The sequence below is a fragment of the Porphyromonas gulae DSM 15663 genome, from assembly GCF_000378065.1.
Taxonomy (GTDB): domain Bacteria; phylum Bacteroidota; class Bacteroidia; order Bacteroidales; family Porphyromonadaceae; genus Porphyromonas; species Porphyromonas gulae.
This window is the reverse complement of the sequence record NZ_KB899171.1, coordinates 19,038-42,736: the sequence shown is the minus strand read 5'-3', so window position 1 is coordinate 42,736 and position 23,699 is coordinate 19,038. Positions and strand designations below refer to the sequence as shown.

Annotated in this window: 19 protein-coding genes; 6 read left to right on the top strand and 13 right to left on the bottom strand. The window is 50.2% G+C overall.

Annotated features, from left to right (window positions below; translation table 11 throughout):
- Nucleotides 1–162: 162 nt before the first annotated feature.
- The gene (efp, locus tag F452_RS0108125) at nucleotides 163–729 is read right to left on the bottom strand and encodes an elongation factor P (protein WP_018964650.1); all 567 of its coding nucleotides are present in this window, start codon (nucleotides 727–729) and stop codon (nucleotides 163–165) included.
- A 130-nt stretch (nucleotides 730–859) separates the two neighbouring features.
- A complete protein-coding gene (locus F452_RS0108120; RefSeq protein WP_018965716.1) occupies nucleotides 860–2,419 on the bottom strand; it encodes a lamin tail domain-containing protein in 1,560 nt (519 codons plus the stop codon).
- Nucleotides 2,420–2,611: 192 nt separating this feature from the next.
- On the opposite strand from F452_RS0108120, the gene F452_RS0108115 reads away from it, so the two are divergent.
- From F452_RS0108115 to F452_RS11150, 3 genes are all read left to right on the top strand, one after another.
- A complete protein-coding gene (locus F452_RS0108115) occupies nucleotides 2,612–3,625 on the top strand; it encodes an aspartate-semialdehyde dehydrogenase (RefSeq protein ID WP_026292313.1) in 1,014 nt (337 codons plus the stop codon).
- Nucleotides 3,626–3,749: 124 nt separating this feature from the next.
- Nucleotides 3,750–5,084 (top strand): carboxypeptidase-like regulatory domain-containing protein, encoded by a 1,335-nt coding sequence (locus tag F452_RS11155; RefSeq protein WP_018965714.1) that lies wholly within the window; start codon nucleotides 3,750–3,752, stop codon nucleotides 5,082–5,084.
- 4 nt (nucleotides 5,085–5,088) lie between these two features.
- Nucleotides 5,089–6,042, top strand: a complete 954-nt coding sequence (locus tag F452_RS11150; RefSeq protein WP_262497963.1) for an outer membrane beta-barrel family protein — start codon at nucleotides 5,089–5,091, stop codon at nucleotides 6,040–6,042.
- A 283-nt stretch (nucleotides 6,043–6,325) separates the two neighbouring features.
- Here the strand turns inward: F452_RS11150 and F452_RS0108100 are convergent, their stop codons facing one another.
- The 8 genes from F452_RS0108100 to F452_RS0108065 all read right to left on the bottom strand — a co-directional run bounded on the left by F452_RS0108100 (nucleotide 6,326) and on the right by F452_RS0108065 (nucleotide 15,391).
- Complete coding sequence (locus F452_RS0108100) at nucleotides 6,326–6,802, bottom strand: hypothetical protein (RefSeq protein WP_018965711.1); 477 nt, start codon at nucleotides 6,800–6,802, stop codon at nucleotides 6,326–6,328.
- Entirely contained in the window at nucleotides 6,799–8,085 is a 1,287-nt protein-coding gene (locus F452_RS0108095; RefSeq protein ID WP_018965710.1) for a glycoside hydrolase family 57 protein, read from the bottom strand. The genes F452_RS0108100 and F452_RS0108095 overlap by 4 nt, the downstream gene beginning before the upstream one ends.
- The gene (locus F452_RS0108090; RefSeq protein WP_026292312.1) at nucleotides 8,082–9,344 is read right to left on the bottom strand and encodes a glycosyltransferase; all 1,263 of its coding nucleotides are present in this window, start codon (nucleotides 9,342–9,344) and stop codon (nucleotides 8,082–8,084) included. The genes F452_RS0108095 and F452_RS0108090 overlap by 4 nt, the downstream gene beginning before the upstream one ends.
- Nucleotides 9,341–11,317 carry a glycogen debranching enzyme N-terminal domain-containing protein gene (locus F452_RS0108085; protein ID WP_018965708.1) on the bottom strand — a complete coding sequence of 659 codons (1,977 nt, stop codon included), beginning with the start codon at nucleotides 11,315–11,317 and terminating at the stop codon, nucleotides 9,341–9,343. The genes F452_RS0108090 and F452_RS0108085 overlap by 4 nt, the downstream gene beginning before the upstream one ends.
- A 51-nt stretch (nucleotides 11,318–11,368) precedes the next feature.
- A complete protein-coding gene (locus F452_RS12860) occupies nucleotides 11,369–11,644 on the bottom strand; it encodes a DUF1661 domain-containing protein (RefSeq protein WP_235317530.1) in 276 nt (91 codons plus the stop codon).
- A 160-nt stretch (nucleotides 11,645–11,804) separates the two neighbouring features.
- On the bottom strand, nucleotides 11,805–12,506 hold the full coding sequence (locus F452_RS0108075; protein ID WP_018965706.1) for an ABC transporter ATP-binding protein: 702 nt from the start codon (nucleotides 12,504–12,506) through the stop codon (nucleotides 11,805–11,807).
- A gap of 34 nt (nucleotides 12,507–12,540) precedes the next feature.
- The gene (locus F452_RS0108070; protein WP_018965705.1) at nucleotides 12,541–14,013 is read right to left on the bottom strand and encodes a DUF5687 family protein; all 1,473 of its coding nucleotides are present in this window, start codon (nucleotides 14,011–14,013) and stop codon (nucleotides 12,541–12,543) included.
- 121 nt (nucleotides 14,014–14,134) lie between these two features.
- The gene (locus tag F452_RS0108065; protein ID WP_018965704.1) at nucleotides 14,135–15,391 is read right to left on the bottom strand and encodes a phosphoglycerate kinase; all 1,257 of its coding nucleotides are present in this window, start codon (nucleotides 15,389–15,391) and stop codon (nucleotides 14,135–14,137) included.
- A 296-nt stretch (nucleotides 15,392–15,687) separates the two neighbouring features.
- On the opposite strand from F452_RS0108065, the gene pckA reads away from it, so the two are divergent.
- From pckA to galK, 3 genes are all read left to right on the top strand, one after another.
- Nucleotides 15,688–17,295, top strand: a complete 1,608-nt coding sequence (gene pckA / locus F452_RS0108060) for a phosphoenolpyruvate carboxykinase (ATP) (RefSeq protein ID WP_018965703.1) — start codon at nucleotides 15,688–15,690, stop codon at nucleotides 17,293–17,295.
- A gap of 270 nt (nucleotides 17,296–17,565) precedes the next feature.
- Nucleotides 17,566–18,633 (top strand): aldose epimerase family protein, encoded by a 1,068-nt coding sequence (locus F452_RS0108055; RefSeq protein ID WP_018965702.1) that lies wholly within the window; start codon nucleotides 17,566–17,568, stop codon nucleotides 18,631–18,633.
- A gap of 49 nt (nucleotides 18,634–18,682) precedes the next feature.
- A complete protein-coding gene (galK, locus tag F452_RS0108050; RefSeq protein ID WP_018965701.1) occupies nucleotides 18,683–19,837 on the top strand; it encodes a galactokinase in 1,155 nt (384 codons plus the stop codon).
- Nucleotides 19,838–19,971: 134 nt separating this feature from the next.
- On the opposite strand, the gene F452_RS0108045 is transcribed toward galK, so the two are convergent.
- From F452_RS0108045 to F452_RS0108035, 3 genes are all read right to left on the bottom strand, one after another.
- Nucleotides 19,972–20,397 (bottom strand): hypothetical protein, encoded by a 426-nt coding sequence (locus tag F452_RS0108045; RefSeq protein ID WP_026292311.1) that lies wholly within the window; start codon nucleotides 20,395–20,397, stop codon nucleotides 19,972–19,974.
- A 63-nt stretch (nucleotides 20,398–20,460) separates the two neighbouring features.
- Entirely contained in the window at nucleotides 20,461–21,108 is a 648-nt protein-coding gene (locus F452_RS0108040) for a LolA family protein (protein ID WP_018965699.1), read from the bottom strand.
- Between the two features lie 13 nt (nucleotides 21,109–21,121).
- On the bottom strand, nucleotides 21,122–23,602 hold the full coding sequence (locus F452_RS0108035; protein ID WP_018965698.1) for a DNA translocase FtsK: 2,481 nt from the start codon (nucleotides 23,600–23,602) through the stop codon (nucleotides 21,122–21,124).
- Between the last annotated feature and the right edge of the window lie 97 nt (nucleotides 23,603–23,699).

The window sequence follows — 23,699 nt, the reverse complement described above, 5'->3', positions numbered from 1 at the left end:
CGAAAACGTTTTATATATAGATCGTCAGCCATTCGATGGGGGAAAGAAGCCGAAGACGTCTTTCATGGAAGCATAAAAAAGCAAAGCACCCGCCAAAGTTCCTGTCGAACTCCGAGCGGGTGCTTTGCTTTTTGTCGTGTGGGAGAGGTTCCCTTGTCAGCTTTATTCTTTTATTCTACCGATGTAGGAGCCGTCGCGGGTATCCACTTCGATGAGCTCTCCCTCCTGAATGAAGAGGGGTACGCGTACTTCTGCTCCCGTCTCCACGGTAGCGGGCTTCAGCGTGTTGGTGGCGGTGTCGCCCTTGAGTCCCGGCTCGGTGTAGGTCACGCGCAGCTTAACGTGCGGAGGCAGTTCGCAGGTGAGTACCGTTTCGCTGGCGGCATGTACCATGGCTTCGACCATATCGCCGTCTTTGAGGAACTGAACGCCGTCGATGCTTGCACCGGGTATGGTGATCTGCTCGAAGGTTTCGGGGTGCATGAAGTTGTATCCCATCTCATCCTGATAGAGGTACTGATAAGGGCGTCGTTCTATTCTGACTTCTTCGACCTTAACGCCGCTGTTCCAAGTCTTATCGAGGATACGTCCTGTAGCCACGTTTTTGAGTTTGGTACGGACGAAAGCCGGGCCTTTGCCGGGCTTGACGTGTAGGAATTCGACGATGAAGTAGTACTGTCCCTCTATTTCGAGACACATGCCGTTGCGAAAGTCTGCAGTTGTAGCCATTTGGGTATAATCGTTTTTTATTGATGACGAAAGGGGTAGGGGGCGGTTATCGAAATGCTGCCGATCCTTCGGAATGCAGGCTAAGCCCCCTGTTGCAGGTGCAAAAATAAGAAAAATTGTCGGTGCCGGCTTAGAGCGTAACGATACACTTTCGAGCGTAGACCATGCTATCCGGCCGCTGAATCCATACGACAATCACGTAGGAATAGCCGGTAGGCAAGCCTATGGACTCACCCAGATCCTTCCCTTCGGAGAATTTGCGACACCATCGTTTGGTGGCTGTCCCATCCATGTATTTGACCGTTTTTGCGGACATCAGATAGATAGCACTGCCACATAGCGAGCCTTTCGGGAGGTGGAGAACTTCCTCGGCGATGCTTGCAGGTGGAAGGTAGCTTTTCCCGTTTCCTTCCGTTTCGTCTTCGGACAGTCCCAACTGGGTGGTATCTGCGCCGGAGGATTGGGAGTTGAGGTAGCCGGGAGTGGCATATCCTGCCGATTGGAGTCCGCCTGCCCAGTTGGCCGGATCGGATGCCGGAGTCTCGAAGGAGATACGCTCAAGTGATACTCCTCGTCTCGTTACGTTTCCTTCTCCGAGCATTTGAGGAGAGTAGACGACTTCTTCGAGAGGTTGATCGAGGCCTTCCTCGAACAGACCGATCGTAAAGCCCTTATTGGCCAGCCGGGGCAGGTTGCTCATCGTGACTACATTTTGCGCTTGGGGGTAGAATTCGGTGACACCCTCACTCTTCTTGGCGAAGACGATGTATTGTCCCGGGTAGAGCGTATCGGCTACAGCAGGCAATGCAGTTGTGGTGGTGTAGCTGCCATTGCTGAGTATGCCTATGGCGAATTTAGAGGGAACGACAGGTTTGTCCGTGGGGTTGTATAGTTCGATGTATTCGCTTCCTCCTTCCAGTGGGTTGGCCATCAGTTCGTTGAGTGTAGGTTTCCCAAGTGAAGTTGGCTCTTCTTCCTCTTCTTCGGGTGGAGATGCAGTGCCTTCCGTGACACTGAGGTTGTCGAAAGTGAAAGCTTTGGATCGGCTTTTGGTGTAGAGGCAGTCGATGCCGAGGCCTCCCGATGAGAAAGGGGATTCGACATCGAAAGAAGAGCTTCCGATAAGGACGGTCTCATTGCCGGTATCATTGGCTCCATTGATCCGGAGTTGCCAGCCGCTACCGACTGCGTATGTGACCGTGAAGCTCGTGGATGGCTTAGTCCCCAGCGGATATGTACTGCCATCGATAAGAATGTCGGAGCGGACGATGCTGCTCTCGCCTGAAGGGAGAACGCGGAGTCGGACATCGAGCAGATCCACTCCTTTCGAGCCGCCACCCCAGCGAAGAGCTACGTAGTCGAACTCGGAGTCGCTGATCTCCCGGTAGCAGTACAGATAACAGTAGAGGTAGTTATTGAGGGTGGGGCGGAAGTCCAGCTTGACATCGCCTTTCCATGTCGTAGTCTTGAAGTACGGGACTGTGATGGCTATGCGCGATTCGTTCACGTCCTCGGGATATTCCACATGGAGCTTGAGCTGTTTTTTGATGATAGCAAAGTCTGCGATATGTCCTCGCCAAGGTGGAGAGGTCAGAGCTGTTATGTGGTCGAAATTTTCAGTCCACTGAGCCGAAAGGGGCGGACACATGACGCTCAGCAAGAAAAGCCAAACGGTAAGACGACGTATCATGGATTTTATTGTTTGTTTCTAAGCGTGGTTTTTCCGTATTTTTGTGCATTCCTTTAGAACAATACTTTAGGGTATTATTCTCACCAAGGACAGCAAAGGTAATGAGAAAAGAAGAGGCTCAGACTTTGTACCAGAGCCTGTCTCTCCGAGTTTTTGGGAAGCATATCAAATAGAAAAACAGAGTAGAAGAAAATGAAAATAGCTATTGTCGGCGTTAGCGGAGCTGTTGGACAGGAGTTTTTGCGAGTATTGTCCCAGCGCGATTTTCCCATAGATGAACTTTATCTTTTCGGCTCTTCGAGAAGTGCCGGAAGCGTTTATCCTTTCAAGGGCAAGGAATACGTGGTTCGCGAATTGAAGGACAACGATGATTTCAAGGGGATAGACGTTGCTTTCTGTTCGGCCGGAGGCGATACGTCCATTGCTTTTGCCGATACGATAACTCGCCATGGCACTCTGATGATCGATAATTCCAGTGCTTTCCGCATGCAGGAAGATGTTCCTCTCGTGGTGCCGGAGGTGAATGGAGATGATGCCTTGGTACACCCTCGCAATATCATCTCCAATCCGAACTGTACCACGATTCAGATGGTGGTGGCACTCAAGCCGATAGAAGACCTTTCTCATATACGTCGTGTACACGTGGCCACGTATCAGGCTGCCAGCGGTGCCGGTGCACTGGGTATGGCGGAGTTGGTACAGCAGGCCGGAGAGTTGGCTCGTGGAGAGGAGCCTACCGTGGACAAATTCGCTTACCAGCTGATGTATAACTTGATTCCGCAGATCGACGTCTTTATGGATAATGACTATACGAAAGAGGAAATGAAGATGCACCGCGAGACCAAGCGTATCATGCATAGCGATGTGATGGTGAGTGCCACCTGTGTGCGTGTGCCTGTCATGCGTGCCCACTCCGAGGCTATTTGGGTGGAAACGGAACGCCCTATCACTCCCGAAGAAGTTCGCACAGCCTTTGCCAAAGCTCCCGGAGTGATGCTGTGCGATGAGCCGTCAGAGAGACGGTATCCCATGCCCCTCTTCGGTACGGAGCGAGATCCTGTAATAGTGGGGCGCATTCGGCAGGATTTGGCCAATCCCAACGGTTTGGCTTTCTGGTGCGTATCGGATCAGATTCGGAAAGGGGCTGCACTCAACGCCGTTCAGATAGCCGAGTATCTCATCGCCAAAGGACATTTCGCTCGCTGATAGCAGTATCGCTTTGCGACATAGCCCGAAAGGAATAAACCCCGAAACAGAATGTAATACTTAAATGTTAGTTGAGCTTCATCTTGTTTAGAAGCAAGAGGCTTCGTAATATTGTCGAACTCCAATGGTAAAGAAAATCTTTATAATACTTAGATTCAGCTGCTTGATCCTCTTTTTATCAGGAATTAGTGTAACTACACTTTTTGCTCAATATAAGATTTCGGGGAGGGTTATTGATCGGGATAAAAAGCCTCTTAAGGATGTTCAAATACTCCTTTCTTCCAAAGACTCTATAGTAGCAATGGGTCTGACAAATGAGCAGGGGAATTTTGGCTTAAGCAAGATACCACAGGGTGATTATTTTTTATCAATCAGCTTGTTGGGTTTTTCTGAACAAGAAAACTTCTATCATTTGGACAAGGATATTACAAATTTAGAATTCCTTTTGCTAAAGGATTTGGATCATACTTTGGATGAGGTCGTAGTGACTGCAGAACGCAGAAAACAAACGGCTACCGGAGAAATTTATTACTTGTCTTCTAATGCTAAAAAGAGTGGTGATCCATATAAAGCATTGAGTGAGATACCCCGACTGAGGGTAAACCAAGCTTTGCAATCAGTAAAGTTGGATGATGGTACATCGCCATATGTCCTGATTGATGGAAAATTAGTCAATACAGGTATTACCCCTATTGATCCGCAGGACATTTTATCGGTAGAAATAGTTGATGTAGTAAATGCCAAATACCTACAGAAAGGAATTAAGACCCTTCTTAATATAAAGCTGAAGCCAAAGCGCAATCCATATCAATTTTATCAAGTGGCTGCACGTACAGATATACCTATACGTGAAGGATTTGGTGTTGGATATTTCGAAGTGGGTAACTCTAAAATCTCACTATATGGACGTGCTTCTTTGAGTGGAACATACAATGATGACTCTCAAATCGAAATGTGGCAAAAGAATACTAACTACTTTAAAAAAGCTTCGGGTACTTCTCGGAATAATAAACAGAGTTTGTTGGGAGAATTGATTTTAAAGTGGAGTCTTTCCGAAAAAGATTATATGGCTGCACAGCTCTATGGTATCACTACGAAACAGAAACAAGAAACATGGGGGAGTGGCTCATTGAAAACAACAAATGACATGAGCTTTTTGTACAGATCTACAAATCAAAATGATAGTTATGTCATTACCGCTGGCCTATACTACAAACATGATTTCTCAAAAGCCTCCAATTTGGAAGTAATGTTTGGATATAACCGAAATGGTAATGACAATAATGGTCAGCGTCAGGAGGAGTATCAAAGTCGAAATTATCTGAATGAATACATCTATGATAATAGCCGTTCTTCTGCTAATTTAGACATCACCTATTCAAAAATATGGGATAATGGTAGTAGTTTGCTGATAGGCAGTAATACTAGAGTCATCCATGATAACATAGAAGAAGAATGAAAATCTGCCAGTTTTCAAACATCGTAGGTGGGATGAATATCTATATGCAGGATATGGTGGAAGAATGGGTGCATGGATGTATATGGTCTCTGGTGGATTAGAATATGTATATCTACAAGCTGCTACAGAAACCAACAATTATATCAGACCACGCCTTTCCTTGTCTACGAATTACCAATTCAATAAGAAAAATAATGTTCGTTTGAGCTACAAACTGACGAATCAGGCACCTACTGAAGGACAACTTAACCCTTACAATACTTCTACCGATCCTCTGGTTATTGTCAAGGGAAACTCTGCCTTGACACCACAGCAACAACACAGTATACAAGGCTCTTATACATTGAAGGTGCATCAATTTACTTTTTCTCCGAATGTTTTATACAACCTATTTACCGATGTCATTGAGCCATATGCATATTTGGAAGATAATATACAAATCAATACATTCAGAAACAGTGGTAAATTCGCTCGTCTTGCATGGGGCACTAATCTCCGCTATAACATGAAAAATAGAAAGGGAAACTGCTATGTGGGAGGAACTCGAAATACAGATTATTTTACGGGTTTTGAGGCTAAGCATAGTTGGTCTGTAAATGCTGGTCTTTGGCTATTTTTGAACAAATGGACATTAGGTGGAGATATTTCATGGAGTGATTATACCTATACTCCATATACTCAGACAAAATATTTATCTCCTATATATGCACAATATCAGGTAAATTACAATATCACTCCTAACCTATATATAGCCATAGCTCTTCAGAACTTTGTCAGAACACTAAGCAACGAAACATTTACTCAAACTGGATCATTTAACTCTTATCACAAGGTTAGGATGACCGATGTTTCTTTTTGCCCTTGGGTACTAATCAGATATACTTTACGTAAGAATAGCAACAAGAAGATCAGACTTGAAAATGTTATCAAAAGTAAAGAGGAAGGAATCAGTTTGTAATCTTCTTTTTTTCTTGCTGGACAAGGAAACCCTTTGCAAATAGGAATCGATCTAAAAAAAGAGAAGCTGCCTCTTTCGGAACTGTTCCGAGAGGCAGCCTCTTGTGGATTCATTTCAATTTCAATAGCAAATGGGTTCTCAGGTTTTTCAGAAGATCTTGAGCTTACCGTCCGCAAAAGTCGTGCAAATCGAATAAACCGCCAAAGGAAAAAATATGTTGTTCAGCAAGTTTGCCCGTATCACATGTCGAAAGCGGTGGAGGAAAGACCAAAAGGATTCTCTGTTATAGTCTGAAACTAACCCCTACCATGACATAGGGAGTAGCCCAACCGGCCGATACTTCCGAGAACAGTGCAAAATCGCGCTGGACAAAGAAGCGTGCTCCGAGATGAATACCGTAGACAAAGCCGGTATCATTGCCGAAATAGCCTCCCAGAGTCTGACCTAAATAGCCATCGACAGCAGAAGCCAGCTGATAATGAAAGTCCAATTTAGTGGCTAAAATGATGGCCGAGAAATCGTGCTCCGTGCCGTAATAACCAAGGCGACCTCCTACGGTAATGGCACCTTTGCCTCTGGCAAGACCGCTGATGATGCCGGTTTCGAGGTCTACAGTGGGCATAAATGCAGCCGATCCGTGATGAGAACCGATACCCATACCGACGTTGAGCGAAACGTCGCCCTTGCGGATAGCACTCTGAGCATTCATGGAGAATATGCCGGCCAAGATGATAGCCAGACTAAAAATTACTTTTTTCATGCTGTTTTCGTTTTTTGACGTTTGATTGTCTCTTCTAATTTTTTGATTTGTTTATCCTGATTTCTGATTGTGGTCAGCAAGGCTTTCAGCTCTTCGTTTTCTATCGTAGAAGGGTAGCGGGCTTCTACACGAAGCAGGAAGTCGCTGAGCACATTCATATAGTTGTTGAAAGCATCGTAAGGCGTTTCGTACGGGCTGAAGTTGCCGGCGTCTCCGCCACGAGTTTTCATATAGTAGAAGTGGTCGGCACTCTGTAGATAGAGCCAGTCCTGTAGCATACGCTGATCGTCGATCATACGTACACGTTCGCCCCATTGTTCGAGTTTGTCGCGTGCTCCCTGTTGCAGCACATTGCCCAGCCACGTGCCGGTATCTTTTTCTTCCCCCACCCAGCTTATAGGGTAGATGGAGGAGAACTTGGCTACGGGGCTGTAGGACTCTATCAACTCCGATGGCGTGGCGAACTTGACCTGTTCGCTCTTCTCCGCCAATGAAGGGAGTGCACGGAAGAAATCGAAAATACCCGACTCCTGCGGATGGAGCGATCCCAAGACTTCGTAGTTCATGAAGAGATTGAATATCTGCTCCTCTTCGGGAGTCTCTTGGATCCAACGGATCATCTTGTCTGCCGTCAGCGGATATTCGTTCCAGTCGTAGCGGGTGAACATGGCACTGATGGCATTGCTCAGCCTCGGATTGCGGAGCAAGAGAGACAGCTCCGGAGCAGCTCCGGCCTTGTACAGATAGTTCGGACTCTTCCATCCGAGTATGTGCTTGGCTCCTTCCGTGAGCATCCCTTGAAAGCCCATCTCCGCCACTTGGGTGGCAATGTCGTCGGAGAAGATCAACTCTGTATTGCGCAGCACCCGGGGTTTTACGCCGAACAGCTCTTCGATCCGACGGCTGTGGATCATCGTCTGGTTGTAAAACTCTTCGGGATCATAGAGCGACGAAAGGGAATGAGCGTAGGTTTCGGCCAGAAATTCTACACAGCCCGTTTCGGCCAAATCCCTGAAGGTGTCCAAAGCTTCAGGCGAATAGGATTCCAGCTGTTCCAAAGCAGTGCCGGAAATAGAAAATGCTACTCGAAATTCGGGATGCTTGGCAATGATTTCCTTCAAAAGCAGATTGGCCGGCAGATAGCACTTCTGTGTGATCCGTCGCATGATCTCTTCATTGCGGAAGTCATCGTAGTAGTAATGGTCGTTCCCGATGTCGAAAAAACGGTATCGTTTCAGACGAAACGGCTGATGTATTTGGAAGTATAAGCAGATATGTTTCATCGTCCTGTTACTTTATTATATATGTCGCGTACCTTTTGTCCGGCAGTCTCCCACTTGATATTGTTCACCTCTCGCAGGCCTTCGTCGCGCAAGAAAGTATGCAGCTCCGGATAGGCTATGAGTGCGTGCATGGCATCCGCCATGGCATCTATGTCCCAATAGTCCACTTTGATGGCGTAGTTCAGAATCTCGGCACATCCGCTCTGTTTGGAAATAATGGAGGGTACTCCGCACTGCATGGCTTCGAGAGGAGAGATGCCGAAAGGCTCTGATACGGATGGCATCACATAGACATCGCTTGCCTTGAATACCTCGTACACCTGTTCGCCTTTCATAAATCCGGTGAAGTGGAAGCGGTCGGCTATCTTGTGTCGGGCTGCCAGCCTGATCATGGCGTCCATCATGTCGCCGTTTCCGGCCATTACGAAGCGTACGTTAGCTGTCCGTTCGAGCACTTTGGCCGCTGCTTCGACGAAGTATTCGGGGCCTTTCTGCATCGTGATTCGTCCGAGGAAGGTAATTACCTTGTCCTGTACGCCTCGTTTGTCGGGCAAAGTCAGAATAGAGGCAGGCAGAGGCTCCACCGCATTGTGCACCGTGGTCACCTTGTCGGGATGCTGTCCGTACTTTTCGATGACGGTCCGTCTGGTCAGATTGCTGACCGTGATGATATGATCCGCATGGTTCATACCGTCCTTCTCGATGGCAAAGACTTGCGGATTCACATTGCCCCTGCTGCGATCGAAGTCCGTAGCGTGCACATGAACTACGAGCGGCTTCCCCGTAACCGTTTTGGCATGTATACCGGCCGGATAGGTGAGCCAGTCGTGGGAGTGGATCACGTCGCACGGGATGGTACGTGCTATCACGCCTGCTACGACGGAGTAGTTATTGATCTCTTCCAGCAGATTGTCCGGATAGCGTCCGGAAAATTCGATACAGCCGAGGGCATCCGTCTTCTTGTAGCTGAAGTCGGCATAAATGTTGCTGCGCAGATCCTCGTATGTCCGGAGATCCATTCGGTTGCCCAAGAGTTGGGTCACCGTTTCGGTGGGGACATTCTTGTACACTATGGGAGCGCAGTTGGTACCTATGAGCCGGAGGAAACTCTTGTCCTCATCTCCCCACGGTTTGGGGATGACGAAAGTAATATCCATGTCGGGCTGCATGGCCATCCCTCTGGTAAGGCCATAGCTGGCTGTCCCCAATCCGCCGAGGATATGTGGGGGGAACTCCCAACCGAACATCAACGCTTTCATCTTTTCCATTTTGTATAATTGTACATATGACGTACACTCAGGTGCATATCGGATTCTGTCCTGTTCAGTAGTTCTTTGGCTCTCAATATCTCTCCTACGCTCATAGCAAAAGAGATGGCTCCGCGCCCCATAAAAGGCGGGTTGCCGTCGAACAACTCCGAGACGGTGCCGATACCGTGCATCTGTAGTTCCTCTTCCATGCCGATAAGCATCCTTTCGAGAAAGGTCACTCCGCTATTCCCGTATAAACGCAGATAGGCTTCGGTGTATTGTCCCAGCAGCCAAGGCCATACCGAACCGTTGTAGTAGGCCAGCTCCCGTTCTTCTTGTTTGCCACGGCAGTAAGGCCGGTAGCCTTCGCTCTTGGGGCTTAGGCTTCGAAGCCCTTTCGGTGTCAGCAGTTCTCTTGTGATGATCTCGAGTACTTGTAGCTGCCGGTCGCGTTGTAGTGGGGAGTAGGGGAGGGATATGGCGAAGAGCATGTTCGGGCGTACGCTCCAGTCCTGAGCTTTGCCATCCCGAACGTAATCGAAGAGATAGTTGTAGCAATTCAGAAATGTATCGGGGAAGGATCTTTCGATCCGGCTGATGATTTCGCCGATCTCCGGTTTTTCCCCATTGAGTTCTCGCTCGAAGCAGAGGGCATTGTACCAGAGAGCATTCAATTCGACGAGATAGCCCTCACGGGGGACAACGGCTTTGCCGTTCAGTTTGGCATCCATCCAACTTAACGGGAAGCCTGTGCCGAAGACGTAGAGGAGACCGTTTTCACGAATTTGTGCCGTCGGGTGCTCGGCGGACAGATAATAAGATACCACTTCGCTGACGAAGGTGCCGAATCTCTTGGCTGCTTCCAAGCCGTTGCGGCGTGCATACTGCTGGATGGCCCAAATAGCCCAAATCCCAACGTCCGGCTCGTGCAGTCCGTGTATGGTGTCGTCATCTTGATGCAGTCGCATGTAGCGTTCCATCGCAGGAATGACGGTATTGACGATGCGTTCGAATCGCTCCGGTGCTTCTACACATAGGGTACAGCCGGGCAGTGCCACGAGCAGATCGCGAGCTCGAACGTCGAACCACGGATAGCCGGCCAGAAGGTAGCCATCGTCGGGGGTAGGGCGGTAGTAGAGCTGGTGGGCTGCATTCCTCAAGCAGCTGAAAAAATCTTCGCGAGGGATGCGCTCTCGTACTTCCTTGGCAAATGTCGTTCGGAGGGTATTCGGATTGGCCTCTTCAAGACCGGCGGCAAAGTAGATGGATTCTCCTTTTTTTATGGGAATCTCGAATGTGCCGGGCATGTAAAGATCCTCCGTACACTCGTATCCGCGCTCTTTTTCCTTGGGGTATTCGAAGTCTTTGTACCAATATCCCTCCTCGCGGTATTCGGGTTCTTTGCTGAACTGCATGAAGAGATGGGGATAACCCTTGTAGAGGCTGATCCCTATGCCGTTTCGGGCCGGGATATGTCCGCGTTCGATCTGCCCGTTTTCGTGAGTGAGGGCTGTCACGCTCCTGAAAGCAAGCAGGGGACGAAAGCGCAGTAGCGTATCGCTATGTGCTTCCATCAGGGTGTACTTGAATATGGTACGATTGATGTAGTGGCAGAATACCTGTTCGCGCTTGAGCACCACTCCTCCCACGCGAAAGATGGTGGCCGGTATTATATCCACATTGTACTCGCGGATATACTTATGACCGTTGGGACTGATGACTCCGCCCTTGTAGTGATGAACCGCTACGTTGAACTCCGCTCCATGCTGGATAATGGTCAGATCCAGCGACGACAGCAGCACGCGATTCTGATCCCCCAGCTCCGGGATGGGAACGACCAACAGACCATGATATTTACGGGTGTTGCAGCCTACTATCGTAGAGCTGGAATAAGCCCCTTTTCGATTGGTACGGATGTATTCGCGCTGAAGCGATTCGTCCAGATTCGCCATGAGCGTTTTGTCGAATTTGAGGTAACTCATCGTCGTTTTGTTGGCTTCCTCTACGGAGTGTTGTTTATGCTAATATAGCAATTATTTCGCATATCTGCCACTTATTTTAACGTGCTTTTCCGATCCGGATCTTGAGGATCGTATGCGGATTTCCACGGATTGAAAATGATAAATACCTGAAAGACAGATAGCCAACGAACAGGATGATCTTTCCCTACGAACGTGAATGAAAATGAGGAAGGCATCATCTCGGATTCGTTTGGTTTGCGCGCCAAAATTTTCCTGTTTATAACGCCAAAAAACATGGTGCGAGAACTTTTTCGTTTTGGCGCGGGGAGTAAAAAAATTACGAGCCAAAACGAAAAAATTCTCGCGCCACTTTGTTCGGCAAACACGCGCCGCAATCGGAGCGTTTGCGGCGCGTATTTCGGAAGAAGTGGATTGCGGATATTGCCCCAAAGGGGCGGTGACGAAGGGACTAATCCCTGAGGATCGAATCGGCTTTACTCCGGCCGTTTTATCCTTCGACGGCGAAGTGCCGTTCCAGTTCGGACAGCGTCTGTTCGTTTGTTTGGAGGTCTTTGATGATCTCGCCTTTTTGCAGCACTACGATACGGCTGCTGACTTCGGTCACGTGGTTGAGGTCGTGGCTGGAGATAAGCATGGTGGTACCGTATTGGGCTGCATGTTCGTTGAGCATTTTCTTCAGCCGTATTTGTGATGAGGGGTCGAGTGCCGTGAACGGTTCGTCGAGGATCAATATATCGGGGCGAGAGAGCATGGCAGCAGCTATGCCTATTTTCTTTTGGTTCCCTTTGGAAAAGTCCCGGATGAGTTTGTTCTTGCCCAAAACTTCATCGGCAAAGAGGGGCGACATGTAGTCGAGAAAACGCTCTATCTCCTCCTTGTCGAGGTGATGGAGTTTGCCGATGAAATCGAAGTACTCCTCCGGACGCAGGAAGCCGATGAGGAAGCTTTCGTCGAGGAAGGCTCCGACACGGCCCTTCCAATCGTCACTGCCCGCTACGGGGATGTCGTCGATGGAGATGCTACCGCTATCGGCTTTGATCAGATCGAGGATGAGGCGGAAGAGAGTGGTCTTGCCGGCACCGTTATTGCCTACCAAACCGAAGGTTTCGCCGTGGCTTATGGAGAGACGGGGAATATCCAGTACGGTAACTCCGTTGTATTTTTTGCTCAGGTCGGTTATTTGTATCATATCTATTGCAGTGGTCTAAAGATTGTCGTCAAAATTATTTGCGTTCGCGGAAGCTTTCTGCCAAAGCGTGTTTCTGACGAGAGAAAACGCGTGTGCAGAAGCTCAGAAGAGGCTTGTGCACTAGGAGGGCGATCAGACCGATCAGACCGATGGCGATTTCGGCCGTACGTGTATCGGTGAGCCACTTCAGTACAACCAACAAAAACGGGGCGACCATCATCGTCGGCAACGCTATCAGGATATTGACCATCGAAGTGCCTTGCTGGTTCATTATGCTTCCCGACATTACCTCTATGTAGCCTTTATTGAAGCATGCCATTAGCAGGATGAAGATCGTTCCCAAGCCGCTGTTCCATAGGAAGAGCGAGATGTGCAGGTAGGCGATCTCCTCTCCCATCAGGAAATAGGGTGTACTCAGGATGAAGCTGGCAGCATTGAGTATCATCAGGATGATATAGTGGCTGCGGATGTAGGTTCGGGAGGTTATGGCTTGCGCCATCAGCCCGTCGAAGAAACCACAGTCCCACCGTATCACGAATTGCTGCTGCATCAGCATCAGGGAGCTGACGATGATATTGGCGATCATCGCATATGCGGTCATCTTGTCTATATTGCTTTCCTTGTAGAAGAGAAGGCCGTACAATATAAACAGGAAGGAAAAAATGAAAGTACTGCGAAGGCGTTTGGAGCGTAGGATGAGCTTGATATGCAGTGCTATCACCTCGCCTATGATACCATGCTGACGGACGAAGTTCAGACTGTGGTACCGCTCCGTGCTGCCGGACTTGGTGCGCTCTTTGGCATAGCGATGCAGTCTGAAATACCGCTGGCTCGCTATATACGTTCCGACCGAAATCAATGCCAAGCAGATCCATACGATATATACCGGAAGGGATGAGACGAAGCGGAACAGATAGTCCGACCAAGGCACGAATCCGGTGATCTCGGCAGCGAGCATGAGGGCTATGGCACCGATGACGATGATATAGAATCGGAGACCATCGCCCAGTATGCGCTTCAGGTATGGAGCCAGGAGCATATTGGTCAGTGTAAGCAGCAGCAGGGTGACGAGAGCTACAGTAAAATCGGTTGCCCCTCCTTCTATTCCCGTCATGATGCTGTAGGGCAGAAAGAGGAAGACGAAGACGTAGTAGTTGATCGGATTGGCCAATGGGCGGAATATAAGATACCGTGCTATGGCTTTGCGCGGTATCGGTAGCTGCCGATAGTAGTTTTCATTTATATAATTGAGCGGTTGCAGGAAAAGGCGGATCACCAGACCGGCAAGCATCAGGAAAGGAATGAGTCCGGTCATGATCTGAACGGCAGTAAGTGCCGGAAAGCCGTCCTTGATCGCTATCGGAAAGATAAGACCGAAAACAAAAAGGCTCACGCCTACGAACAGGAAGTAAATGGCCCAAAATATCGTTATGGCAACGCTCTGTGCCGAGATGGTGGAGCGGATCGTGCGCCGCCATTCGTGTCGGAATAGTTCTCGTTGGTACATTGGTTCTGTATTATATCTTCGCTTCAATGGAAAAACCCCGAAAGTCAGACGATGGGCTTTCGGGGTTTAATTCCACTTTTTCAGTACATATTGCTTGTTAATATCCTTCCTTTTGGGGGGATTATCCTTGGATGGCTGCAATGCCAGGGAGGGTCTTGCCCTCGATGGCTTCGAGCAAGGCTCCTCCACCCGTGGAGACGTAGGATACCTTATCGGCAAGGCCGAATTTATTTACGCAGGCAACGCTGTCTCCTCCTCCCACGAGCGAGAAGGCTCCATTGGCCGTAGCTTCCACGATGGCTTCGCCGACGGCTTTCGAGCCTATGGAGAAGTTGTCAAATTCGAATACACCCGTGGGGCCGTTCCAAAGGATCGTTTTGGATTCGAGGATTACTTTGCGGAATTTCTCGATCGACCGGGGGCCTATGTCCATCCCCATCCAGTCATCGGGTATCTCCATATTGCTGCATACTTGGGTGGCTGCATCGTTGTCGAACCTGTCGGCTACTCGCGTATCGACGGAGAGTATCAGATTGACGCCCTTTTCGGCAGCTTTCTTCACGATGTCGCGAGCCAAATCCAGCTTGTCGTCCTCCACGATGGAGACGCCTATGCGACCGCCTGCCGCTTTGGTGAAGGTATAGGTCATTCCGCCGGTCAGGATCAGGTTGTCCACTTTGTTGAGCAGGTTTTCGATGATTTCTATCTTGGTCGATACCTTGGAGCCTCCCATGATGGCGGTGAACGGCCGCTTGATGTCGTGCAGCACTCTCTCCACGGCTTTTACTTCTTTCTCCATCAGGTAGCCGAACATTTTGTGGTCTCGGTCGAAGTGGTCAGCGATCAGTGCCGTAGAAGCATGCGCCCGATGGGCTGTACCGAAAGCATCGTTCACGTAGCAGTCGGCCATGGAAGCCAGCTTTTGGGTAAACTCTTTCTGAGCAGCCTTGACGGCTTTCTTCGCTGCGGCTTTCTCTTCGTCCGAAGCATCGTCGGAGAGTCCGCGCGGCTTACCTTCCTCTTCGGCATAGAAGCGGAGATTTTCGAGCAGCAGCACTTGGCCGGCTTTGAGCTTGGCCGCCTTGTCCATGGCATCGGCCCCGATGCAGTCGTCGGCGAAGAGGACGTCCACGCCGAGCAGTTCGGATACGTGCGGCAGGATATGCCGGAGGGAGAACTCCGGTGCCACGCCTTTGGGGCGTCCCAAATGAGAGCCGATGATGGCCATACCGCCATCGGCTATGATCTTGCGGAGGGTGGGGAGGGCTGCGCGGATGCGAGTGTCGTCGGTGATCTTAAAGTTGTCATCGAGGGGAACGTTGAAATCGACGCGCACGAAGGCTTTCTTGCCTGCGAAATTGAATTGTTCTATCGTCATTGTATTGAATGTTTTTGCCCCTGACGGGAGTGGTTCGTTTATTGTGCGGACAAACATACGAAGTTTATATAGAAGAGCAGTTGCTTTGTCCCTTTAATCCGCCCTCGGAATCCCATCGTTTCGGTATCGGTCTCGAACGGAAACGGCGTTATTGGTTCCTGAAGAATTTATATATCTTTGCTCGGTCTCGAGGGTCACCCGATCCCGTCTTGCGGGACGAGCTTCTTGTAGTTGGTCGGGGACGATTGGACGAGACTTGCAACAGAGATTTTAGAACAAACTTAATTATTCAGGTAATGAGCAAATTAGATTTGACAAAGTATGGCATTCTCAATGCCACTGAGATTATCCACAACCCATCTTACGAGTTCCTTTTTGAAGAAGAGACCAAAGCCGGTCTCGAAGGCTTTGAGAAAGGACAGCTTACCGAACTGGGAGCAGTCAATGTGATGACCGGTGTCTATACGGGTCGTTCGCCCAAGGATAAGTTCTTCGTCATGGACGATACAACCCGAAACACCATCTGGTGGACGTCGGACGAATACAAGAACGACAACAAGCCCGTGACTCCGGAGGCATGGAAGAGCATCAAAAAGCTGGCCGTGGAACAGCTCTCCGGTAAGCGTCTTTTCGTCGTGGACACGTTCTGCGGTGCCAACGAAAGCTCACGGTTGAAAATCCGCTTTATCATGGAGGTGGCCTGGCAGGCGCACTTCGTCAAGAATATGTTTATCCGCCCCACGGAAGAGGAGCTGGCCAACTACGGCGAACCTGACTTCGTGGTGATGAACGCTTCCAAAGCGAAGGTGGAGAACTACAAGGAGCTGGGACTGAACTCCGAGACGGCCGTCGTATTCAACCTGACCGAGAAGGTGCAGGTGATCCTGAATACATGGTACGGCGGTGAGATGAAGAAAGGTATGTTCTCCTACATGAACTACCTCCTTCCCCTGCGCGGCATGGCCTCCATGCACTGCTCTGCCAATACGAGCATGGACGAGAAGGAGACGGCTATCTTCTTCGGTCTGTCCGGTACGGGCAAGACCACGCTCAGTACGGATCCGAAGCGCAAGCTGATCGGCGACGACGAGCACGGCTGGGACGAGGACGGTATCTTCAACTTCGAAGGCGGATGCTACGCCAAGGTGATCAACCTGAGCCGCGAGAACGAGCCGGATATCTACAATGCCATTCGCCGCGATGCGCTGCTGGAGAACGTGACCGTGGATGCCGCCGGTAAGATCGACTTCGACGACAAGTCCGTGACGGAGAATACCCGCGTCTCTTATCCGATCTATCATATCGACAACATCGTGAAGCCCGTGTCCAAAGCCGGCCATGCCAAGAAGGTGATCTTCCTCTCGGCCGATGCTTTCGGCGTATTGCCTCCCGTTTCCATCCTGACTCCGGAGCAGACCAAGTACTACTTCCTCTCGGGCTTTACCGCCAAGCTGGCCGGTACCGAGCGCGGCATCACGGAGCCTACGCCTACGTTCTCCGCTTGCTTCGGAGCGGCTTTCCTCTCGCTCCATCCTACGAAGTATGCCGAGGAGCTTGTGAAGAAAATGGAGATGGTAGGAGCTACGGCTTACCTCGTCAATACGGGTTGGAACGGTACGGGCAAGCGTATCTCCATCAAGGATACGCGCGGTATCATCGATGCCATCCTCGACGGCTCCATAGACAAGGCTCCGACCAAGGCTATTCCTTTCTTCGACTTCAAGGTGCCGACGGCTCTGCCCGGTGTGGATCCGAATATCCTCGATCCGCGCGACACCTATGCCGATGCCACCGAGTGGACGACGAAAGCAAAGGATCTGGCCGAGCGTTTCACCAAGAACTTCGTCAAGTTCACGGGCAACGATGCCGGCAAGGCTCTCGTAGCAGCAGGGCCTAAGCTCTAAGCTTTCCGAAAAAGAAAGAGAAAAAAGAGAAAGGGGGCTGTGTCATTCGCGACACAGTCCCTCTTTCATTCTCTTCTTTTTGTAATTGTAGAGCTTCTCTCAAAATCTAATATTAGATTTTACCGAATCTAATATTAGTTTCAGCCAAAACTAATATTAGTTTGGGCATGCTGAATAATAAGTCTTGTCGGCTTGTCTTGGTGAGATGATTTGTATATACTTAGCTGTGGATTGTCTATATTTGGAAGGTGCTAAAAAACAGACTGCAAAATGAATCAGATCAGCCTTCCGCAACGATCCGCCTTTGCCTCCTGCCTCGATGGTAAGGACGTGGATCTCTACCATTTGACCAATGGAAAAGGAATAGACGCTTATATTACCAACTACGGTGCCCGAATCGTTTCTCTCATCGTGCCGGACAAAGACGGCAATCAGGTGGACGTCGTCTTGGGGCACGACTCCCTACAGGAATACATCGACTCGGAGGAGCAGTACTTCGGTGCCGTCTGCGGCAGGTATGCCAACCGGATTGCCCGCGGTTCTTTCTCCATAGACGGCAGAAGCTACAGCCTGCCGATCAACAATGGGCCGAACTCTCTGCATGGCGGCATCAGCGGATTTAATACGAAGGTGTGGGAGGTGAAATCCGCCGGCCCCTCTTCGCTTGTGCTGGAATACGTGTCGGCAGATGGAGAGGAGGGGTATCCGGGTGAGCTGGTCGTTCGGATCATTTACAGCGTCACGGATGAAGGCGCATTGCACATAGACTATCGCGCTACGGCGGATGCTCCTACGGTTCTGAATCTGACCAATCACTCCTATTTCAATCTCTCAGGTGCAGGCGATCCCTCCGTACATGATCATACCCTCATGATACAAGCCCGGCATTATCTCCCCACAGACGATACGGCCATTCCCTACGGCGAACCGGCCGAGGTAGAGGGGACGCCGTTCGATTTCCTCATGCCTCACGGCATAGGGGATCGGATCGACAGTGCGATGGATCAGCTCATTTGGGCAAAGGGATACGATCATACCTTTATCGTGGACAAGCCCTTGGGGGCATATGGCTTCTGCTGCCGTTGCATATCGCCCAAGACCGGAATCGTATTGGATGTCTATTCCTCCGAACCGGGTATGCAGGTGTACACGGGCAATTGGATGAGCGGAAAGCTGAAGGGGAAGTCCGACCGGCGTTATCCGGCTCGTTCGGCCGTTTGTTTCGAGACGCAGCACTATCCCGATTCGCCGAACAAACCGAATTATCCTACGACCCTCTTGCGCCCTGGCGAAGTATTCGAGTCCCGGACGGCGTTCCGATTCGGTACCGTCGAATGATCTTCTCACAAGGATTTTATACCAACCCAAACATAAACAAGCAGAAATTATGGAATTAGACTTCGTAAGGAGTAGATTCATCAAGCACTTTGACGGATCTACGGGTCAGATCTTCACCTCTCCGGGGCGCATCAATCTGATCGGCGAACACACGGACTACAACGGAGGTTTCGTCTTCCCCGGTGCTATAGACAAGGGCGTCATGGCCGAAGTAAAGCCGAATGGATCGGACAAGGTAAGGGCATATTCGATCGACCTCAAGGACTATGTGGAGTTCGGCCTCGGGCCGGACGATGCTCCCCGTGCCACTTGGGCCAAGTATATCTATGGCGTCTGTCGCGAGATGATAGTCCGAGGCGTGGAGGTAAAGGGATTCAATACGGCCTTCTCCGGAGATATTCCGCTCGGAGCCGGCATGTCCTCTTCGGCAGCCTTGGAAAGCACCTATGCTTTTGCCTTGAACGAACTCTTCGGCAACGGCAGGATCGACAAATTCGAATTAGCCAAGGTCGGTCAGGCTACGGAGCATAAGTACGTGGGCGTGAAGTGCGGTATCATGGATCAGTTTGCCAGCCTTTTCGGGAAGAAAGACCATCTTATCCGTTTGGACTGCAAGACGCTCGAGCATAAATATTTCCCATTCCATCCCCAAGGGTACAGGCTGGTGCTTTTGGATTCGGTCGTAAAGCATGAGCTTGCTTCCTCTGCGTATAATAAAAGGAGAGAGTCCTGCGAAAACGTGGTCAAGGAGATTAAGAAAAAACATCCCGAAGTGGAGTTCCTGCGAGATGCTTCCATGAGTATGCTGGAAGAGGTGAAGGGCGAAGTCTCCGCCGAGGATTATATGCGTGCCGAGTACGTCGTCGAAGAAGTGCAGCGAGTGCTCGATGTGTGCGATGCTCTGGTGCGTGACGACTACGAAACCGTAGGGCAGAAAATGTACGAGACGCACGATGGTATGAGTCGTCTCTATGAGGTGAGCTGCGAAGAGCTCGACTTCCTCAACGGCATAGCCCGGGATTGTGGCGTGACCGGTTCGCGCGTTATGGGTGGCGGATTTGGAGGTTGTACGATCAACCTCGTGAAGAAAGAACTCTACGATCTCTTCATCGAGAATGCCAAGAAGAGATTCAAGGAGCGATTCGGCCGCGAACCCAAGGTGTACAATGTGGTTATCGGTGACGGCTCTCGCAGATTGGACTGACCGAGAACGCCGTTTCGTCAGCAGCGATAGCTGCAAAAGAAAAGAGGATATGCCGGCACCGAAGTGCATGGGGCATATCCTCTTTCCCTTTCTGCTTCCATCCCGAACGGAAGAGATAGTGGGGTAGCGGAGGATTACTTTTTCCTGATGAGCTTGAAGATCTGTTCTTCTCCTTCGGTGACTAACTTCATCGTTTCGTCCATCCAGCTGATGGCTGCTTTCTCTCTATCTTCTCCGCCACCGTCCCGTCTGGTGATGATGATAACCTCATCGTTGCCGTTGCATTCGTAGTAGATTTCCTCTTTCGATTCCGCCGGTTTTGTTCCCATTCCTTCTATTCGGATGGTGAGCATGGCTTTGTTCCCTTCGTTGAATGCCAGCTCCATATAGGCTTTGAAAGAAGGGCTGACGTTGTCTGCCGACAGATTGATTTCTTCGGGAGAAAGGTGCCTCCTCCAGCACGTCCCAACGAGCGATTTCGTAGAGTTTTCCGCTGCCCCGACAAGGAAGGTCAGCATACCGATAAGAAAGATTCCCAGGGTTTTCACTGTTCGATTCATGGATTTTTCGTTTGTTGATGATCTCTTTGTTCCAACAGGAAAACGGGCTTAGCAGGAGTTTTATTATCTGAGATCGATGACTTCTACGTTGGGGTAGTCTTTTTTGGCAAGTCGGAACAGTTCGGAAGATGCTTTTGTCGGACTGATACCGGTGATTTTTGTCACGATCCTTGTCCCATCTTCCAGAATAATCATGGCACCGGTCGGGCGTGAGCCTTGGGTGCTGACCTGTAGCTCGATTCGTTTGATCCCGTTAGCCGTTTTGGGCGTGAGGCCGATTACGTTCCCCCCTTTCGTCGGAGGCAGCATGGCTGTGCGATAGCCGGCTTCGGATCGGGTGAGGATGATCAGTGGGTTGATCATAGCCAATTCCGCATTCGTCGGGTGGGAGATGTTGAGCGTATTCTCGGATGCATCGTAGTAAGAGAGCGTTTTTTGGCCATCGAATACGGCTGTGATAGAGCCGAAGCCGAGACGAAATTGATTGCCTTTGAGGATGAGGCTACCGGAAGAGAGGGGTGATGAACCCATGTCATTGGGAGCTATGGTCTCTGCCTGAAAGTCGATTCGCGTCCCATCGGGGTTGGCAAGGTGCTTGGCTGCTGCTTGGAGTTCGCCTTGTACTGTGCGTTGGGCCAAACCCGTGGCGGGAATGAAAAGGAGCAGAAAGAGGATCCGGAACATCCGGATCCGGTGCAAGGATGTCTTCATTGTTTCTTTCGGATTATCGGAGTGTTTCGAACAAGCGTTCCAGACTCATTTCATCTTGGATCAATACCTGCCTCGGTTTGCTACCGTCCTGCGGCGAAACGATACCGGCACCTTCCAGTTGGTCCATCAATCGCCCTGCACGGTTGTAGCCGATATTGAACTTTCTCTGGATATTAGAGGTGGATCCCTGTTGTGAGTTTACCACCATGCGGGCTACTTCTTCAAAGAGAGGATCTTTCTCCTGCGGATTGAAGGCCTTCAGTCCTCCCTCTTCGCCTTCGGGCACATACTCCGGCAGCTCATAAGCCGAAGTGTAACTTTCCTGAAGCGAAATGTGGTGGGTGACGGCCTCGCACTCCGGCGTATCGAGGAAAGCGCATTGCAGACGTACCGTGTCTTTTCCCTGATAGAAAAGCATATCTCCACGGCCGACGAGCTGATTGGCTCCCGGTTGGTCCAGAATGGTTCGGGAGTCGATCATGGAGAATACTTTGAAGGCGATACGTGCCGGAAAGTTCGCTTTGATAATACCGGTGATAATGTCAGTGGAGGGTCGCTGGGTGGCTACCACCATGTGAATACCTGCGGCACGTGCTTTCTGGGCGATGCGGGTGATCGGACGCTCTACCTCTTTGCCCGATGTCATGATCAGATCGGCAAACTCATCGACGATCAGTACGATATAGGGCAGAAATTTATGACCGTGCAAGCGGCTGAGCTTGCCACTGATAATCTGATCGTTGTATTCCTTGATGTTCCTCACTCGTGCTTCCGTCAGCATGCGGTAGCGATTGTCCATTTCGATGCAGAGAGAGTTCAGAGTGGGTACCACCTTGGTCATATCCGTCACGATGGCTCTGTCCTCGTCGGGGAGCTTGGCCAAATAGTGACGCTCGATAGCTTCGTAGACAGCGAACTCCAGCATCTTTGGGTCTACGAGTACGAACTTCAGTTCGGCCGGATGCTTCTTGTACAGGAGAGAGGTGATCATGGCGTTCAGACCCACGGATTTCCCCTGTCCCGTAGCACCTGCTATCAGGAGGTGAGGCATCTTGCAAAGGTCGAAGATGAACACTTCATTCGTGATCGTCTTGCCGAGTGCCACGGGCAGATCCATGTCGGACTCTTGGTATTTCTTGGAAGTCAAGACCGAGTACATGCTTACGGTCTGTGGCTTTCGGTTGGGCACTTCTATACCGATCGTCCCTTTGCCCGGCATCGGCGCGATGATACGGATACCTCCTACAGCTTTGAGACTCATGGCGATGTCGTCCTCCAGATTGCGGATGCGACTGATTTTGATACCCGAATCCGGTGCAACCTCATAGAGCGTCACCGTAGGGCCTACTGTGGCCTTGATCGGTGTCACATGAATCTTGAAGCTGTCCAGCGTGGCGATGATTCGCTTTTGGTTCTCTTCTATCTCGTTCATGTCGATCGGAGGTTGCTGCAGGTCGTACTGGGTAAGCAGATCGACAGGAGGGAACTTGTATGAAGCCAAGTCCATTCTGGGATCCGTTTTGGTTTCCGCCAGCAGAGCTTCGTCCGCCTTTTCTTCCTCTTGAGCCAGTTCCACAGTCATCGATCCCACCTGTATGGACTGCGAAGAATCATTTTCCTCTTCTTTCTTATGAGCCGGAATATAATCATCCGGTTCATCGGCATTTTCACTCTCGGGGCTGTCTTCGTATTCCGAATTGTTGAGATAGCCCGATAGATTCTCGCTTTCGCCCCTGTCGTAGCCATTGCCGAACTGCTCGTCCCCGGACTCGTCATGATTGTTTTTCTTCTCCCTCTTCGGCAGTTTGGGGATAGAGATCCAGCTTAGTCCCAGCAAACGGCGGAAGAAACCCATACATTCACTGCGTACCACTACCGCTATGATGACGGCAAGGACGAGCAGAACTATGATCAGGCCGGCCTTACCTATATTGCGTTCGAGAAACAGTGTCCATTCCTGACCGTGCATACCTCCCCAACGAAGAAAACCTTCGAGACCTGAAAGTTTGTAGATGAATGCGGCTGCAAGGCTCGTCCAAAAGGTCATCACACCGCAGAATATCAGTCGTTTTACGATGGATACGCGCTTGACAACGCCCATGAGCTTCAGCGACAACGAAAAAACGTAGAAAAGGAGGAAGAGCGTTCCGAATCCGAACAGCCCGTTCATCAGCCATTCCGCCCATACTGCACCACGGATACCGCACAAGTTGGCCACAAGGGCGCGACCGAGGAGGATGTCGCTGACAGGCGCATCCCGCACGACGCTCTGATCCACTCCCCCATGTACGAAGAACGAACCTATGGCTATAGCAGTATAGAGTGCGATGGCCAGCAGTATGGCTCCGAAGACGAAGCCGACCTTGTCGCGACTGAAAGTATCCCGTATGGGGGTGATGAATATGCGGCGTAGAAAGTTGCCCTCTTTTCTTCTATTTGTGGAGGATGTATTTCGTCCGGAGCTTCTGCTCCCTTTGCGTTGTTTTGTAGCCATCTGAAAAAACTCTGCTCCCCTCGTAAAGGGGAATTGTTGTTTACGGGTTTTGTTTGCTTTGAATCCTGACAAAAGTACGAATTTTTGTGCCCTATCC

Excerpts from the sequence above, each read along its gene's own strand:
- F452_RS0108095 (WP_018965710.1), bottom strand. The coding sequence starts at position 8,085 with ATGAAACATATCTGCTTATACTTCCAAATACATCAGCCGTTTCGTCTG.
- F452_RS0108070 (WP_018965705.1), bottom strand. The coding sequence starts at position 14,013 with ATGTACCAACGAGAACTATTCCGACACGAATGGCGGCGCACGATCCGC.
- galK (WP_018965701.1), top strand. The coding sequence starts at position 18,683 with ATGGAATTAGACTTCGTAAGGAGTAGATTCATCAAGCACTTTGACGGA.
- F452_RS0108065 (WP_018965704.1), bottom strand. The coding sequence starts at position 15,391 with ATGACGATAGAACAATTCAATTTCGCAGGCAAGAAAGCCTTCGTGCGC.
- F452_RS0108055 (WP_018965702.1), top strand. The coding sequence starts at position 17,566 with ATGAATCAGATCAGCCTTCCGCAACGATCCGCCTTTGCCTCCTGCCTC.
- F452_RS0108035 (WP_018965698.1), bottom strand. The coding sequence starts at position 23,602 with ATGGCTACAAAACAACGCAAAGGGAGCAGAAGCTCCGGACGAAATACA.
- F452_RS0108085 (WP_018965708.1), bottom strand. The coding sequence starts at position 11,317 with ATGAGTTACCTCAAATTCGACAAAACGCTCATGGCGAATCTGGACGAA.
- F452_RS0108115 (WP_026292313.1), top strand. The coding sequence starts at position 2,612 with ATGAAAATAGCTATTGTCGGCGTTAGCGGAGCTGTTGGACAGGAGTTT.
- F452_RS0108120 (WP_018965716.1), bottom strand. The coding sequence starts at position 2,419 with ATGATACGTCGTCTTACCGTTTGGCTTTTCTTGCTGAGCGTCATGTGT.
- F452_RS0108090 (WP_026292312.1), bottom strand. The coding sequence starts at position 9,344 with ATGAAAGCGTTGATGTTCGGTTGGGAGTTCCCCCCACATATCCTCGGC.
- F452_RS0108075 (WP_018965706.1), bottom strand. The coding sequence starts at position 12,506 with ATGATACAAATAACCGACCTGAGCAAAAAATACAACGGAGTTACCGTA.
- F452_RS11155 (WP_018965714.1), top strand. The coding sequence starts at position 3,750 with ATGGTAAAGAAAATCTTTATAATACTTAGATTCAGCTGCTTGATCCTC.
- pckA (WP_018965703.1), top strand. The coding sequence starts at position 15,688 with ATGAGCAAATTAGATTTGACAAAGTATGGCATTCTCAATGCCACTGAG.
- efp (WP_018964650.1), bottom strand. The coding sequence starts at position 729 with ATGGCTACAACTGCAGACTTTCGCAACGGCATGTGTCTCGAAATAGAG.
- F452_RS0108100 (WP_018965711.1), bottom strand. The coding sequence starts at position 6,802 with ATGAAAAAAGTAATTTTTAGTCTGGCTATCATCTTGGCCGGCATATTC.
- F452_RS0108040 (WP_018965699.1), bottom strand. The coding sequence starts at position 21,108 with ATGAAGACATCCTTGCACCGGATCCGGATGTTCCGGATCCTCTTTCTG.
- F452_RS0108045 (WP_026292311.1), bottom strand. The coding sequence starts at position 20,397 with ATGAATCGAACAGTGAAAACCCTGGGAATCTTTCTTATCGGTATGCTG.